The sequence below is a fragment of the Paraburkholderia sediminicola genome, assembly GCF_046027355.1.
Lineage (GTDB): Bacteria > Pseudomonadota > Gammaproteobacteria > Burkholderiales > Burkholderiaceae > Paraburkholderia > Paraburkholderia sediminicola_B.
In genome coordinates, this window is sequence record NZ_JAQQEK010000015.1 from 92,946 (window position 1) to 107,625 (window position 14,680).

Here is a 14,680-nt window from a genome sequence, read left to right on the forward strand (position 1 = left end):
TTGTTTTCCAGCATCATTCTCGACAGGCCGGCCCGCGATTCAGTCCAGCCGCTCGATAATCGTCGCCGTTCCGAGACCACCCGCGCAGCAGATCGCCTGCAAGCCATAGCGCGCGCCACGCCGTTCCAGTTCGTGCAGCATCGAGGTCATGATGCGCGCCCCGCTCGCGCCCAACGGATGCCCGAGCGCGATCGCCCCGCCGTTCACGTTCAGCTTTGAATGCGGCACGCCGAGTTCTCTCATCCACACGAGCGGCACCGAAGCGAATGCTTCGTTGACTTCGAACAGATCGATATCGTCGATGCCAAGGCCTGCTTTCGCCAGCACTTGTCGCGTTGCGGCGATCGGGCCTGTGAGCATCAGCGTCGGATCGGCGCCGACGGTGGCGACCGCTCGCACACGTGCCCGCGCTTTCACGCCTAATGCTTTGGCTTTGGCGGCGGACATCAGCAGCACCGCCGAAGCGCCATCCGAAATCTGCGATGAATTGCCCGCTGTCAGACGCCCTTCGCTGCGAAAACTGGTCTTCAGCGTGGCGAGTTTCTCGGTATGCGTGCCGGGACGGATTGTTTCATCCGCGGAGAAAAGCGGTGCATCACCTTCCAGCGATTTCTCGCGCAGACGCTGCACCGGCACTGGGACGATCTCGCGCGTAAACCAGCCTTCCGCCGCCGCGGCCGCCGCACGCCGGTGGCTCTCAACCGCGAATGCATCGAGTTGTTCGCGTCCAAGTTCCCACTCGTCGCACAGACGCTCGGCGGCCTCGCCCTGGCTCGTCAGCTCGTACCTTTCGCTTGCCATCCAGCCGAACGCTTCGCCATGCAGATCGCGATTGCTGCCCATCGGCACGCGGCTCATGTTTTCCGCACCGCCGGCCACCACCACGTCGGCCGCACCGAATGCAATCAGGCCGGCGGCAACGTGCACCGCTTCTTCGCCCGAGCCGCATTTTCGGTCGATCGTGAGACCGGGAATGCTGTCCGGCCAACCCGCGCCGAGCAAAGACGTGCGCGCGATATTGGCCGACTGCTCGCCGATCTGCGTGACGCAACCGAAGATCACGTCGTTCACGACATCCGGTGCGAGTCCGACACGTTTGACCAGTTCATCGATCACATGCGCGCCAAGATGATCGGCACGCACACTGGCGAGCGAGCCGCGAAACTTGCCGATCGGCGTGCGCACCGCACCGACGATCACGACATCGCTGCTCATAACGAACTCCCCTTCAGACCCGACCCGGGCACCCGCTGCCCGTCTTCGTAGCGATACACGCCGTGACCGGTCTTACGGCCGAGGCGCCCGGCGGCCACCATCTTGATGATCAACGGACACGGGCGAAACTTGTCGCCGAGCGTCTGATGGAGATACCTCAGCACCGACAGGCGCGTGTCCCAGCCGGTGAGGTCGCCGAGTTCCAGCGGCCCCATGGGATGATTGAAGCCGAGGCGCAGCGCCGTGTCGATATCCTCCGCGCTGGCCGCACCTTCCTGCAGCATCCACATTGCTTCGTTGCCGGCAAGCGCCGACATGCGGCTCGTCGTCAAACCAGGCGATTCGTTGACGATGATCGAGGTCTTGCCGATCGCGTCCGAATACTCGCGAGTCAGCGCGACGGTTTCGTCGCTCGTGGCGAGGCCGCGCACCAGTTCGACCAGCTTCATCTTGTGCACGGGGTTGAAGAAATGCATGCCGATCACGCGTTCGGGATGCGCCACCGCGGTGGCGATCTCGGTCACGCTGAGCGCCGACGTGTTGGTCGCGAACAGCGCGCTGTCGGCCATCACGTCTGCCGCATGCGCGACCACCGCCTGCTTGACCGCGAGTTTCTCCGACACGGTTTCGATCAGGAGATGCGCGCCATTCGCCGCTGCGGCGAGATCGGTTTTGATCGCAAGCCGCGCCTTCGCGGCATCGGCCGCCGTGACCTGGAATTTGCCTAGGCGCACACCGTCATCGAGAATCTTGCCAATGCCCTTATGGGCTCGTTCCAAGGCATTTTCATCCGTGTCGACTAGCGCCGTGTGAAATCCCGAGCTCGCGAACGCATGCGCGATGCCCGTGCCCATCAGTCCCGCACCGACCACCACCACCTTGTTGTTTCTCAGAGTCATGCCGCTGTCTCCCTTCACGCTGATTCTTTTGCCGATACGACATTACGCAAGGCGCCGATGCCTTCGATCAAGGCTTCCACCACGTCGCCGGGATTCAGGAAACGGCCAGTGCCCTGGCCTGTGCCCTCCGGCGAGCCAGTGAACAACACGTCCCCCGCTTCGAAGCTCGAGCGTTCGTCGACGAAACGCACCAGCGCCGCCACGTCCCAGGTCATCTCTCCCGACGATGCGTCCTGCCGCGTATCGCCGTTCACTTTCAGAGTCATTCGCAACGCCGGACTGCCGGATGCGAATTCGTCGCGCGTGACGATCCAGGGGCCGAGTCCCGTCGAACGATCCTGGCTTTTCGCGGCGAACAGATCCATCCCGACGCCCGGTGGCCCGCTGCGTTGCAGATCGCGCGCGCTAACGTCGTTGCCCACCGTGTAACCCAGCACGCTAGTGAGTGGATCGTTTCGATCCACCCGCTGCGCGCCGATCACGGCAACCAGTTCGACTTCATGGTCCAGTTCCATGGTGAGCGGCGGATAACGAATCGGATCGTGCGCGCCGATCAGCGCGCCGTACGCTTTCAGGAACGCAACCGGCTGACTGTGGCTCTTCATGCCGAAGTCGGCGTTCAGATGCTTCGCATAGTTGGCGCCGGCGACGACCACGCGGTTGCCGCGCTCAATGGGTGGCAGCAGGCGCAACTCAGCCAGCTTGCGCGGCTCGCCTGCGAGCTTGAGGGCGTCCGAACCGTTCTCCGGTCTCGCCGTGAGCGCGGGCGCCCATTCTGCGAACGCCCCGGCGATCGGGGTCGCTTCGCCACGCTCCGTATCCACCACGGCCCAGAACGGCGCGCCACCGTCCGTGCAGCGCGCGAGCTTCATGCGCTCACCGCCTGCTTGGGCGCAGGCACGCCGATTTTCGACGGGTCGAGATGCAGCAGCTTGCAGGCGTTCTGCCAGCGGATCTTTTGCAGGTCTTCATCCGACAAACGCAAACCGTCGGTCAGATCGTGACGCACCGCATCGCTACCGCCGAAGTTGCTGCCATACAGAATCCGGTCTGCGCCGATGATGTCGATCAGCGCCTGGCGCATCGGCACTTCATGCAACTCGACGTCGAAATAGAAGTTCTTCAGATACTCGAGCACCGGCTTTTTGTTGTGCGCGAAGTCGAGATTGGTATTGCACTGAGCGAGGCGGCCGAGCTGATACGGCACATAGCCGCCACCGTGCGTGATGTACACCTTGAGATCCGGGAAGCGGTCGAAAACGCCGCCGCAGACCAGATTCCAGAAGCAGCGCGTTTCGTCGTACTGCATGCCGACGATCGCCGTGGTCTCGTAGCGGTCCTCGTTCGCCTTCTTGCCCCACGTGACCGACTGGTTGTAGCCGTGGATGAACATCGGCAGGTCGAGATCGCACAGCGCCTGCCAGACCGGATCGAGTTCCGGCGAATCGAATTCGAGGCCGCCGAAATTGGCGCCACCGGCCACGAGCCCCTTCGCACCGAGTTCGCCGCACGCACGGCGGATTTCCTTTGCGGCCTCGTCCGGCACATTCAACGGCGCATGCGCCCAGAACATCAGACGATCGGGCGCGGCGGAACAGTATTCGGCGAGCGTGTCGTTGACCTTCTTCGCGTAGCGCACCGAAAAGTCCGCTTCCGCCCAGTACATGTAGCAATGCGAAGGCACGGAGACTACTTGAGCATTCTGGCCGGCGGCATCCATGCCGGCGAGGCGAACGTTCGGATTGGCCCAGCGCGCGAAGTACTCGTCGAGCTTCAGTCCTTTGCCTGAACGCACCGCTGCTTTGCGCTCCGGCGAGCCCAGTGTCAGGATCCAGTCGCCGACCCGCAGCTTGACGTCTCCGTCCTCATGCTGTTCGAAGAACGGGCCCCAATGGGGATGCTGGTTGTAGTAGCCCGGGTGGGGAGCGTGGGCGTGTAGGTCGATGAGCATGACGTCTCCTGGCGCTCGACGGCGCAGATGTGGGATTGACCTGTCTGCAGTTCACCGACACCCGGACGTACGAAAGCCAGATGCGCGAAGCAGATCAGACTGTTCGCCATCATGCCAATATTAGTCACTTAATGCAAATGTGTTCAAATTAACGTTTACGCGACCTCCTCTCGGGCGCTTCTGGTTCTTCATTGCCTGTCTTCGGTTTGCCTTTCGCTACGGCCGACCACTTGCGATCCCGCATCACAACGCGCTGGCTGCGGCCATGAGACCGGCCGCAAGACCGTTGCCGAGGCGGCGGCGTGCGCGCGAGCGGATTCGTGAACACCAGACGCTCACCGGCGCGCGCGCGTTACGCCGCCAAAGCGGATCGAATCGATGAGACGCCCGATACGGCGTTGCATCGCGCCACGTTCGGATTCGTTCGACACCAGGTGTTCGCTCATGACGAACCGGATCAGCAAATCGCAAATCAGTTCGCGGTCGAGTTTCACGCCCAGGCGTTCGTCCCAGGCGTCGAATACCGGCGCCAGCAAGTCCTGGAAGCGCACCACGGCGTCGTGAAAGATGCGCTTGAAGAAACGCAGCGCGAACTCCGGTGCAACCAGCAGCATGCGCCGCGAATTGCCCGCATCGAGGTAGTCCTGCAGGTAGTTGATGACCACGTCGAAGCGCTCGTCCGGATCCTGGTAGCGCACCAGCAGTTCAGCCAGCGTCTTATGGAAGTTCTCGCGCTTGTGGCGTGAAAACGCTTCGAGCAATTCGTCCTGCGAGGCGAAATAGCGGTAGAACGTGCCGCGCGACACGCCCGCGGTTTCGCACACTTCAAGAATCGAAATGCGGTCCGCACCCGACTCCAGCACGACCTTTTCCGTCGCTTCAAAGATGTTGTCGATGGTCTGCTCGGAGCGGCGATTGCTGCGCCGGCGGCGCGGAGCAGCGGGCGTTGCAACGGCTCCGGCCGCCGGCGCCAAAGTCGCTGCGGCCGCGGCTTGCACGGCAGGCGTCCGGCTCTTGCGTGCTTTCGGCACGGGCGCCACGGCCTGCGCCGCGCTCTTGCTGCTCTTCTCGGCGACGGCGCGTTTCTTCGCCGGTTGTTTGACAGCGACTTTCGACGTGCCGGTTTTCGGTGAAGCGGTCTGTTTAGCCATAAGTTGATCAGTTTTTATAAAAGTGTGCGGGTTTCCCCGCAGATCAGGATCGGAATACAAACACTAGAATTCAATTCTGGGGTTAGAATTTGAGGGCGAGCTGCCCGGTTCATGCCCGGTTCATTTTCGGAGAGGTTGATATGGCTGGTATGGGAAGAGCAGAGACGTGGTCGCTCGGCGAACAGGACACCGTCATCGCCGCACTCGAGCGCGCCGTCGCGGCGCATCCGGACCGGGTTCTGCTCGACTTTTCGGGCGCGCTCTACACCTATGCGGACGTCGATCGTCTTTCCACCCGCCTTGCCCATTCGCTGGCGTCGCTCGGCATTCAGGCCGGGCAAACCGTCGTCACGATGCTCGACAACAATATCGACGCCGTGATCTCGTGGCTCGCCGTCAACAAACTCTGCGCGGTCAGCGTGCCAATCAATACGGCATTGCGCGGCGAATTCCTGCGCCATCAGATCGCCGATGCCGGCGCGCCGCTCGTGATCTGCGAAGCCGACTATCTCGAGCGGGTCGCTGCAGTTGCGGCGCAATTGTCCGAAGTGAAACAGGTGCTGTATCGCAGTGCCGAGGCGAGCGCGGCGGCTGTGACGGCCTCCACCTGCGGACCTTTGCCGCTCGCGCCGCTCGACGCCCACCGTGGCCATGACGACACGCCGTTCGAGCGCAAGCCGAACCCTTGGGACCTCGCCAGCCTGATCTATACGTCCGGCACCACCGGCCCGTCCAAGGGCTGCATGATCAGCTACAACTTCATGTGCAATCTGGCACGCCTGCAATTGCGCGCCGGCCCCGCGAGTGCCAACGACGTAACGATCACGCCGCTGCCGCTCTTTCACATGAACGCGCTGGCGGTGGGCATTCTGTCGAATATTCTGGTGGGCGCGCGCGTGGCCATCATCCCGCGTTTCTCGGTGTCCAATTTCTGGCCCGAAGTGGAGCGCAGCGGCGCGACCATCGCGTCGATTCTCGGCGGCATGGGCGGCCTGCTCGCCAATGCGCCGGATCACGAGGCGGCAAAGCGCTGCTTCGGGCAGATTCATACGGTCCGCGGCAATCCGTTCACCGAAGAAAACAAGCAGGTGTGGCGCGAGCGCTTCGGCGCCAAACAGGTGGGCGGCAACGGCTACGGTCTTACCGAAGCGTGCGTGATCACCTCGCTGCCGGGCGGCGAATACGCGGCGCCCGGTTCGTCCGGCAAGCGCATTGCCGACTTCGACGTGCGGATCGTCGACGATCTCGATCGCGAACTGCCAGCCAATACGCCGGGCGAAATCGTCTGCCGTCCGCTGCGACCGGACGTCATGTTCATGGGCTACTGGCGCCGTCCCGAGGAGACGCTGAAGCTGATGCGCAACATGTGGTTCCATACCGGAGATATAGGCAAGTTCGACGACGATGGATTCTTCTATTTCGTAGACCGCAAAAAAGACTATTTGCGCCGCCGTGGCGAAAATATTTCCAGCTTCGAGATGGAATCGGCCTTTGCGCGCCACCCGGATATCGCCGAGGTCGCGGTCCATGCCGTGCCATCGGACAAAGGCGAGGACGATGTCAAAGTCACCGCCATTCTGAATCCGGGTGCCGCGCTAACCGCCGAAGCCCTGTTCCACTGGGCCACCGACGCCGTTCCATATTACGCCCTGCCGCGCTACATCGAGTTTCGCGCAACGCTGCCGAAGAACCCGCAAGGCCGCATTCTGAAGTACCAGTTGCGCGATGAGGGCAAGACGGCGTCCACCTGGGATATCGAGGCAACCGACATCAAGGTGGCCAAACGCTGATCGTGTTCTGTTTCGCCGGCGATTAGCAGTAAAGGGGCCCGCGGGGCCCCTTTCGTTTTATGTACGGCCCAGTACTCGGCCGCGTGCCCGTTATATCGTTCAGTACTCACGCACAGGCACATTGGCCGGCCGCGAGTTGTAGCCCGGCAAATGCAGCCCACCGTCCACGTGCAGCGTCTCGCCGGTGATAAAGCGCGACATCTCCGACGCGAGAAACACCGCTGCCGGTCCGATATCTTCTTCAGGATCGCCGCAGCGGCCAAGCGGGCGCGCCGCAGCCGAACGTTCGGCAAAGCCGGGATTCTCTTCGGCCAGCTTGAAGAAGGTCGCCCCCATTGCGGTCGGCGCGATCGCGTTCACGGTGATATTGAAGCGTCCCCACTCCGAAGCCGCGCTACGCGTCAACCCCACGATGCCCGACTTGGCGGTATTGTAATCGGCATGCAGCCACGCGCCGGTCTCGGTATCGATCGAATAGAAGTTGACGATGCGGCCCCAGCGGCGCTCGCGCATAGACGGCATCACCGCCCGCATCGCCCACCAGGTGGCCCACAGCGAAGATGTCAGGGTCTGCTGCAACATCTCGTCGGTCTTGTCTTCGAACAGCACGTTGGGCGTTGGAATGAAAGCATTGTTCACGAGAATGTCGATGCTACCGAAATGCGCCACCGTGCTCTGCACGGCTGCCTCTATCGAAGCCTTGCTCGTCACGTCGGTCTTGACGAACAGCGCGCGACCGCCGAGTTCCTTGATTTCGCGTTCGACCTGCAAGCCGGTCTGCTCGTCGATCTCGGCGATCACCACGGCCGCGCCTTCCCGCGCAAATGCGCGCGCGACGCCGCGGCCGATGCCGCCGCCGGCACCTGTGACGAGACTCACCCTCTCCTTAAGCAAAGCCATGCCGACGCCTCTTGTTTGTTGAACATAATTTGCGATATCGTACACTTTAAGAATTGAGGTGTCAGTATTTTGCAGGCCGCAATGGGGCTTCGTTGATGTTTTTACGCTGTTTTCGAGGGTTTCTTCATGTTCAGGCGCCGCATCGTGATCCGCAGTCGCACCGAGACGTCCCAGCGCGTGACGCGCGCGGCACTCGAAGACGACTTTCATCACTTCCGTGTCGAAGTCGCGAGCGCGCATGGACAGGTGAGTTCCATCGAGGCCGCATCGCCGCGCCGCCCCTACACACTGTGCGCGCAAGCGGCTGAACGATTGCAGGCGCTGGTCGGCATGGCACTCGCACAAACGGCCCACGAAGTGACGCGCATCACGGACGCCAGCGAACAATGCACCCATCTGTTCGAACTTTCCGGCCTGGCAATCGCCGCGGCTGCGCGCGGTACGCTACGGCGTCAATACGACATCGAGGTGCCGATGCGGGTAAACGATCGCACCCGTTCGACGCTCGCGCGTGACGGCGTTTCGTTACTCGAATGGAATGTTCTGGGCACGGTGATCCAGGGTCCACCGCCGTATGCGGGCATCGATCTGTATCACGGTATGGCGCGCTGGGCGCTGACAACGCTACCGAGTGAAGAGGCCGAGGCGGCACTGGTGCTCAGACGCGCGACGGGCATCGCCAAGGGGCGCGGCATGAATCTCGACGCTCAGGTGCATGCGCGCCCCAACGGCAACTGTTTTGCACAACAGCCGGTGCGAGCCGAACAGGCGATTCGTATCGTCGGTTCCACGCTCGACTTTGCAACGCGCCCCGCCGACCTGTGCGCCGACGACAAGGCGTGGCTAGCCTTCGACGAATGAATCACTAGAAGCCACAGGCCATAAAAAAGCCCCCGGAAACAGGGGGCAACTTCCTTGGCTCGCGAAGCCTCAAGAAACCACGGCGACTAGAGAAAGATCGCCAGATTCGGTGTGCCGAGCACGGCCTGGTCGAGAATGATCTCGCGGCGCGCCAGTTTGAACGTCTCGCCGCTGCGGCGCAGTACGTCATGACGCTCGCCGCTGATCAGATCCAGTTCATCGAAGTTGAAACGGCTGCGCGTTATCAGTAGATTGCTGCGCACCACATATTCGCCGGCCGCATCGCCCTCATACACCAGCACGTTGGTCACGAGCCGGCGCGTGCGCGACGGCGGGTCTTCGGCCCACGCGCTCTTGGTGCCCGTGAGACGCATGATGCGGCCCATGATCGAGCGATAGTTGTCGTGATAGTGCTGCATCGTCCGAATCACCGACGACGCGTGCTGCGCATACGGCCGCGTTTGCCGCAGCGGCGCCGCGTAGACGAGATCGGTGGCGAGCGTCGCGCCCCATTCTTCCAGACGAATCTCGTCGAGCAGCACCGCCTCGTCATACAGAAACTCGACCACCGCGTTATATACGGCTGAACCGAGCGGCACGCGAGCGCGTTGCGGCGCTGCCGCCTGGTCCACAGCTTCTTTTACTTCGCTCATCACCCTGTCTCCTTGAATGGCTTTGATTGGCGCGCGGCGCTCAGCTTTCCGAGGTCATCAGTTCGCGCCAGTGCAGCCACCAGTGCCATTGCGTGTCGTCCTTCGTGAAGCCTTCGTTGACGATGCCCGGACCCGGCCAGCCCGCCGGCGCACCGGTTTCATAGATCGCCTGATACTTGAGCGTCTGTTTCTTGCCCTGCGCGCCCTTCGCGGCGAGCGTCATGTGCGGCCATGTGTCGGAGTCGTCCTGCTCGACCATGCCCGACGTGCCGAACAACTGGATGGTTTGCTTGAGCATCTGCTCGCGCACCTCGGGCGGACAGGCCTTCTCCGCAAAGATCCAGTTCACGAACTCGAGCTTGTCCGGCCCGCGCGGAATATACGCGTGCAGCGTGATCGAGCCGATCACCGAACCGTCGGCCTGCGGAATATAGAGGAAGCCGAACAACACGTTCGGGAACATCCCGCCCACTTGCGGCGGCATCGAGGTCTGTACCTGCAATTGGCCTTCGTTCAGATTGCGCTTGAGCTGGCTGACCATTTCCTTTGTCATGCCCGCGGGCGGCAGCACGTCGAGTTTCTGTTCGACCGTTAGCTGATCCGGATCGAGCCCGGTGAGACGGCGAATCTTGCGGCCGAGGTCGATGCAACGCAGCGCGTGCCCATGTGGTGAACTGATTTCGACACCGTACATCTCCGGGCTCAGATCGCCGCCTTTTTCGTCTTTCTTCGAATACGCGCCCACTTCGCCGAGCCAGCGATGCAAGGTCAGCGTGTGATACCCGTCGCCCGACGACTGCTCGCCTGCCGCCTTCCAGTTGGCTCGCACGATGAATCGCTGCGGCGGCCCGAGCACTTCGATGCCCTTGTCGCTGCGTTTGAACAGCATGTCGTAATACCACTTGGCGTCGCCGAGAAATTCTTCGAACGAGGGGCCGTTCAGATTCCATGTCGCGAAGATCAGGCCGCCGTACAGCGTCATGCGCGCCTTTTTCAACGAGAGTTCGTCTTTAGTACGAATCTTGCCGTGCATGCATTCTTTCTCGACCGGCGCGCCCAGAAACTGGCCGTTCGGACGAAACGCCCAGCCGTGATAAATGCAGGTATGGATTTGCGTATTGCCGGCATCCAGCGTGGAGACGCGCATACCGCGGTGTGGACAGACATTCAGCATGACGTGAATCTCGCCCGACTTGTCCCGCGTGACCAGCACCGAGTCCGACCCCATGTCGCGAACCATGAAGTCGCTGGAGTTCGGAATTTCGCTTTCGTGGCCGAGCAACAGCCACGTCTTGCCGAAAATCCGCTCCATCTCCAGTTCATACAGTTCGGGGTCCGAGAGGGTGCGCATTTGCACCTCTCGCGTTTCGACGTTCACCAGATCAGCAACCTTGGTGCCGTCCGCCAGTGTGGGACTGGTCTGCGTCAACATGCTTGTCTCCTTGACTTACCCTTCGTGGGGTTGAATTGTTAATATAAACACTTTTACGATCTGTGTACATATTTTGAGTTTTTGCTCCGGATAATCCCCTAGGGTGCGAAGCGCGCACGTTCATGCGTGCTCGCATCCGGTTTTCGCCACGAGGCAGCAAGCCATGTCTTTACGTTCAGGAAGCGGTCCAGCCCTTCGGCACGCGCGCCCTGTCGATCTTCGCCAGATCGCAGATCGCGTCGGCGATGCCGGAAAAATCGATGCGGCCGTACTCGCTCGCCCGCGCGAGACTGAACGACTCGAACACGGCCGCCGCCACCGGCATCGGCACTTTCGCCGCGTGCGCGGCGCCGAGCACCAGCGCCATGTCTTTGTGCGCGAGGTCGATCGTAAAGCCCGGCGTGGTGTCGCCCGCGAGCACCTTGTTCGGGAAGTTCATCCGCAGTTGGCCATTGCTCGCCGAGGTGCCGTAGAGCACCTGCAAAGTCTTCGTGATGTCGAGGCCGAAACGCTGCGACAAAGCAAGCGCCTCCGCGTTCACCTGGCACAGCGTCACGGCCACGTAGTTGTTGACGAGCTTGGTGCGCCCACCGGTACCGACGGCGCCGCAGTGATAGACGGTCGTGCCCATCGCGTCGAGCAGGGGTTTGACTCGGATGAAATCCGCGTCGCTCGCCCCGACCATGAAGAGCGATTCCCCGCGGTCCGCATGCTCGGCGAGACGGCCCACCGGTGCGTCGACCACCGAGAGGCCATGCTCGCGCGCTTGCGCTTCCAGGCGGTCAGTGGCGAGCGGATCGATCGTGCTCATGTCGAGCAATACGCTGCCGCGTGCGGCGTTGGCGAAGATGCCGTCGGCGCCGAGCGCGACCTGCTCCACTTCCACCGAACTCGGCAGCATCGTCACGACGATCGAACAATCGCGTGCGATCTGCGCGACGCTTTCGCCGGCCCGCGCACCCAACTCCACCAGTTCCGCCACGGCTGCGCGGCTCAAATCCATCACGACCAACTCGAAGCCGTGCTTGCGCAAGTTGGCCGCCATCGGCTTGCCCATGCGGCCGAGGCCGATAAATCCGATCTTTTCCATCACTCAGGTCCTGTTGTCGTCCATCGTTATCCGTGGTGCCGGGCCGGTTCAGTAACCGACGTAGGCCGTCTTACTGTTGGTATAGAAATCCACCGCGTAGGTGCCCTGCTCACGCTGACCGTAGCTCGATGCCTTGGTGCCGCCGAACGGCACGTGATAGTCGAGGCCCGCAGTCGGCAGGTTGATCATCGCGAGGCCGCTTCTGACGTGCTGGCGGAAGTGGCTCGCGTACTTGTGCGAGGTCGTGCAAATTCCTGCCGAGAGGCCGTACTCGGTGTCGTTGGCGAGCGCCAGCGCTTCGTCGTAATCGGCTGCGCGGATGACAGTCGCGAACGGACCGAATACCTCCTCGCGATTGATGCGCATGCTGTTCGAGGTCTCCGTCATCAACGCGGGCTGCATGAAGAAGCCCGGCGTACCGGGTTGCAGCAACTGGCCGCCTTCGACCAGTTCTGCGCCTTCGTCGCGCCCGGTCTGGAGATAGCCTTGCACCATGTCCAGTTGACGTTGATTGATGAGTGGGCCGATGTCCGTACCGGCCGTCAATGCGTGGCCGATCTTCAGCGAGCGCATCCGTTTGCGCAGCGCGTCGACGAATCGGTCGTGGATCGCCTCGGTCACGATCAGGCGGCTCGATGCGGTGCAACGCTGGCCCGCCGAAAAGAACGAACCGTTGAGCGCGCATTCGACCGCGACGCCGAGGTCCGCGTCGTCGAGAACGACGAGTGGATTCTTGCCGCCCATTTCCAGCTGGACGCGCACCATGTTGGCGATCGCACGCTGCGCGAGACCTCTGCCAGTGCGCACGCTGCCGGTGAAACTCAATGCGTCGACACCTTCGACGAGCGCCTCACCGGCGTCCGCACCGCGTCCGTTGATCAGATTCGCAACGCCGGCCGGCAAGCCGTTGCGCTCCAGCACACGAAACAGTTCCCACGCCACTCCAGGCGTCTCCTCCGAAGGCTTGAGCACGGCGGTGTTGCCGAACGCGAGCGCCGGCGCGAGCTTCCAAGCGGCAATGGCAATGGGGAAATTCCACGGCGTGATCAACGCGACGACGCCCACCGGATCGCGGCTGATCTGCACGTTGATATTGGGACGCACCGACGGCAGATTCTCGCCCCCATAACGCACGGCCTCCCCTGCGAAGAATTGAAAGATCTGGCTGGCGCGCAACACCTCGCCGATACCTTCAGCGCGCGTCTTGCCCGCTTCGCGCGAGATCAGTTCGCCGATTTCCTCCTTGCGGGCAGCGAGTTCGATCGAGGTCTTCAGCAGAAGATCGCTGCGCACCTGGGTCGTCGCCGCGCTCCACGCAGGTTGCGCCGCGCGAGCGGCAGCGACCGCCTCGCGCATTTGCGTCGCGTCCGCAAGCGCGTAATGTCCGATGCTTTCACGTGTATCCGACGGATTGATGCTCTCGATCGAACTCGATCCCTCGCGCCATTCCCCGCCGATGAGGTTGGGCTTCACTGTCATGTGGCTCGTCTCCGATATGCGCAGCACTCGCGAAAACGCTCGGCTGAACGCGATGGTGTTTTGGCAGGGAGTCATCTTAGGATTGCGTGCGATTCGTTGTCGAATGACAAAAACTGATCGGCGTATTACGCACTGACATGCGTGGTTGCCGATTGCGTGCAGCATGGTTTTGAACTACTGGACTTGCTATGGATATCCGTCAGATTCGCACCTTCCTTGCGATCGCCGACACAGGCAGCGCGACGCGCGCCGCCGAGTTGCTGCATATCGTGCAACCCGCGGTATCGCGGCAATTGAAGTTGCTCGAAGACGATGTGGGCGCGCCGTTATTCGAGCGTGATCGTCGCGGCATGCAGCTGACCGAAGCCGGTCATATCCTGCTCGATCGTGCGCGACGCGCATTGCGTGAACTGGAGTCGGCACAGCAGGAGATCCGGCCGACGCCTGGACTCGTGTCCGGCGCGGTGAGTTTGGGCCTGCTGCCTAGCAGCTGCGAATTGCTGACCGCGCCGCTGGTGGGTGCCTTACAGCGGGCATTTCCGCAGATCCGGGTGTCGCTGTCAGTGGGTTATACCGACCATCTGCTGCGCTGGCTCGAAAGTGGTGAGATCGACGCCGCGCTGCTGTACGACCCCGCGGCTTCGCCGGCTCTGGACGTCAAGCCTTTGGTGGAAGAGTCGCTGAGCCTGGTCGGCTTGGCTTCGATCGGCTTGAGCGACGACTATCCGGTTTCCATCGCGGCACTTGGAGAAGCGCCGCTGGTTCTGCCGAGTGCGCCGCATCGGTTGCGCAGTCTCGTCGAACATGCCTGCGCGGTGGCCGGAGTCGGGATCACCTTCGCTGCGGAGACCAACGCTTTGAGTGTGCAGAAAGCGTTGGTTGCGCAGGGATACGGCGCGACGGTGATGCCTCGCGTCGCTGTTCAGCAGGAGATCGAACGTGGAGAGTTCAGCGCCGCGCGAATCGACGCAGAGGCCTTTTTACGGCGGATTTATCTGGCCATTCCGACGACAAGAAGGTCCTCCACAGCGGTTAGATGCGCGACCAGCGTACTGCAGAACTGCGTGAGAGAAATCGCTTGCAGCGGCGCGTGGGAAGGCGCGCGTTGGATTGGACCCAGCCATGCGCCTGACTGATCGAAGCATCAACTTTTGTGATTCGACATGCCGCGCAGGCGGCTCCTAGAATCCCCTAGCCGCGGATGCGCCGCCAGGAGACAAGGCATCGCACGCACATCCGCGTTATCCGCCCTTTGGCAA

The 14,680-nt window shown here is 62.2% G+C and carries 13 protein-coding genes; 3 read left to right on the forward strand and 10 right to left on the reverse strand.

Going from position 1 to position 14,680, the window contains the following annotated elements; translation table 11 throughout:
• Positions 1-39: 39 nt before the first annotated feature.
• The 5 genes from PQR42_RS24845 to PQR42_RS24865 all read right to left on the reverse strand — a co-directional run bounded on the left by PQR42_RS24845 (position 40) and on the right by PQR42_RS24865 (position 5,216).
• Positions 40-1,215: a thiolase family protein gene (locus tag PQR42_RS24845; protein ID WP_408210492.1), complete on the reverse strand. Its 1,176-nt coding sequence runs from the start codon at positions 1,213-1,215 to the stop codon at positions 40-42.
• Positions 1,212-2,114, reverse strand: a complete 903-nt coding sequence (locus tag PQR42_RS24850; RefSeq protein WP_408210495.1) for a 3-hydroxyacyl-CoA dehydrogenase — start codon at positions 2,112-2,114, stop codon at positions 1,212-1,214. The genes PQR42_RS24845 and PQR42_RS24850 overlap by 4 nt, the downstream gene beginning before the upstream one ends.
• A 14-nt stretch (positions 2,115-2,128) precedes the next feature.
• Positions 2,129-2,986 (reverse strand): fumarylacetoacetate hydrolase family protein, encoded by an 858-nt coding sequence (locus PQR42_RS24855; RefSeq protein ID WP_408387783.1) that lies wholly within the window; start codon positions 2,984-2,986, stop codon positions 2,129-2,131.
• Complete coding sequence (locus PQR42_RS24860; protein WP_408210500.1) at positions 2,983-4,065, reverse strand: amidohydrolase family protein; 1,083 nt, start codon at positions 4,063-4,065, stop codon at positions 2,983-2,985. Before PQR42_RS24860 ends, PQR42_RS24855 begins: the two co-directional genes overlap by 4 nt.
• Before the next feature lie 335 nt (positions 4,066-4,400).
• Complete coding sequence (locus PQR42_RS24865) at positions 4,401-5,216, reverse strand: TetR/AcrR family transcriptional regulator (RefSeq protein WP_408210503.1); 816 nt, start codon at positions 5,214-5,216, stop codon at positions 4,401-4,403.
• A gap of 140 nt (positions 5,217-5,356) precedes the next feature.
• Between PQR42_RS24865 and PQR42_RS24870 the strand changes: the two genes are divergently transcribed.
• The gene (locus tag PQR42_RS24870; protein ID WP_408210505.1) at positions 5,357-7,006 is read left to right on the forward strand and encodes an ATP-dependent acyl-CoA ligase; all 1,650 of its coding nucleotides are present in this window, start codon (positions 5,357-5,359) and stop codon (positions 7,004-7,006) included.
• A 99-nt stretch (positions 7,007-7,105) separates the two neighbouring features.
• Here PQR42_RS24870 and PQR42_RS24875 read toward each other — a convergent pair whose 3' ends face one another.
• Complete coding sequence (locus PQR42_RS24875) at positions 7,106-7,906, reverse strand: SDR family NAD(P)-dependent oxidoreductase (protein WP_408387781.1); 801 nt, start codon at positions 7,904-7,906, stop codon at positions 7,106-7,108.
• A gap of 144 nt (positions 7,907-8,050) precedes the next feature.
• On the opposite strand from PQR42_RS24875, the gene PQR42_RS24880 reads away from it, so the two are divergent.
• Positions 8,051-8,767, forward strand: a complete 717-nt coding sequence (locus PQR42_RS24880; RefSeq protein WP_408493883.1) for a DUF2889 domain-containing protein — start codon at positions 8,051-8,053, stop codon at positions 8,765-8,767.
• An 86-nt stretch (positions 8,768-8,853) separates the two neighbouring features.
• Here the strand turns inward: PQR42_RS24880 and PQR42_RS24885 are convergent, their stop codons facing one another.
• The 4 genes from PQR42_RS24885 to PQR42_RS24900 all read right to left on the reverse strand — a co-directional run bounded on the left by PQR42_RS24885 (position 8,854) and on the right by PQR42_RS24900 (position 13,421).
• Positions 8,854-9,420, reverse strand: coding sequence for a 3-phenylpropionate/cinnamic acid dioxygenase subunit beta (locus PQR42_RS24885; RefSeq protein ID WP_408387777.1), 567 nt, complete (start codon positions 9,418-9,420; stop codon positions 8,854-8,856).
• Positions 9,421-9,460: 40 nt separating this feature from the next.
• A complete protein-coding gene (locus tag PQR42_RS24890) occupies positions 9,461-10,852 on the reverse strand; it encodes an aromatic ring-hydroxylating dioxygenase subunit alpha (protein WP_408493885.1) in 1,392 nt (463 codons plus the stop codon).
• 175 nt (positions 10,853-11,027) lie between these two features.
• On the reverse strand, positions 11,028-11,942 hold the full coding sequence (locus PQR42_RS24895) for an NAD(P)-dependent oxidoreductase (RefSeq protein WP_408387773.1): 915 nt from the start codon (positions 11,940-11,942) through the stop codon (positions 11,028-11,030).
• 48 nt (positions 11,943-11,990) lie between these two features.
• Positions 11,991-13,421, reverse strand: a complete 1,431-nt coding sequence (locus PQR42_RS24900; RefSeq protein WP_408387771.1) for an aldehyde dehydrogenase family protein — start codon at positions 13,419-13,421, stop codon at positions 11,991-11,993.
• Between the two features lie 188 nt (positions 13,422-13,609).
• On the opposite strand from PQR42_RS24900, the gene PQR42_RS24905 reads away from it, so the two are divergent.
• Complete coding sequence (locus PQR42_RS24905) at positions 13,610-14,557, forward strand: LysR family transcriptional regulator (protein WP_408210524.1); 948 nt, start codon at positions 13,610-13,612, stop codon at positions 14,555-14,557.
• Positions 14,558-14,680 lie beyond the last annotated feature (123 nt).

Bases quoted from the DNA above. Each gene is read 5' to 3' on its own strand.
- PQR42_RS24895 (WP_408387773.1), bottom strand. From the start codon at position 11,942: ATGGAAAAGATCGGATTTATCGGCCTCGGCCGCATGGGCAAGCCGATG.
- PQR42_RS24885 (WP_408387777.1), bottom strand. From the start codon at position 9,420: ATGAGCGAAGTAAAAGAAGCTGTGGACCAGGCGGCAGCGCCGCAACGC.
- PQR42_RS24875 (WP_408387781.1), bottom strand. From the start codon at position 7,906: ATGGCTTTGCTTAAGGAGAGGGTGAGTCTCGTCACAGGTGCCGGCGGC.
- PQR42_RS24850 (WP_408210495.1), bottom strand. From the start codon at position 2,114: ATGACTCTGAGAAACAACAAGGTGGTGGTGGTCGGTGCGGGACTGATG.
- PQR42_RS24905 (WP_408210524.1), top strand. From the start codon at position 13,610: ATGGATATCCGTCAGATTCGCACCTTCCTTGCGATCGCCGACACAGGC.
- PQR42_RS24860 (WP_408210500.1), bottom strand. From the start codon at position 4,065: ATGCTCATCGACCTACACGCCCACGCTCCCCACCCGGGCTACTACAAC.
- PQR42_RS24890 (WP_408493885.1), bottom strand. From the start codon at position 10,852: ATGTTGACGCAGACCAGTCCCACACTGGCGGACGGCACCAAGGTTGCT.
- PQR42_RS24900 (WP_408387771.1), bottom strand. From the start codon at position 13,421: ATGACAGTGAAGCCCAACCTCATCGGCGGGGAATGGCGCGAGGGATCG.
- PQR42_RS24865 (WP_408210503.1), bottom strand. From the start codon at position 5,216: ATGGCTAAACAGACCGCTTCACCGAAAACCGGCACGTCGAAAGTCGCT.
- PQR42_RS24855 (WP_408387783.1), bottom strand. From the start codon at position 2,986: ATGAAGCTCGCGCGCTGCACGGACGGTGGCGCGCCGTTCTGGGCCGTG.
- PQR42_RS24845 (WP_408210492.1), bottom strand. From the start codon at position 1,215: ATGAGCAGCGATGTCGTGATCGTCGGTGCGGTGCGCACGCCGATCGGC.
- PQR42_RS24870 (WP_408210505.1), top strand. From the start codon at position 5,357: ATGGCTGGTATGGGAAGAGCAGAGACGTGGTCGCTCGGCGAACAGGAC.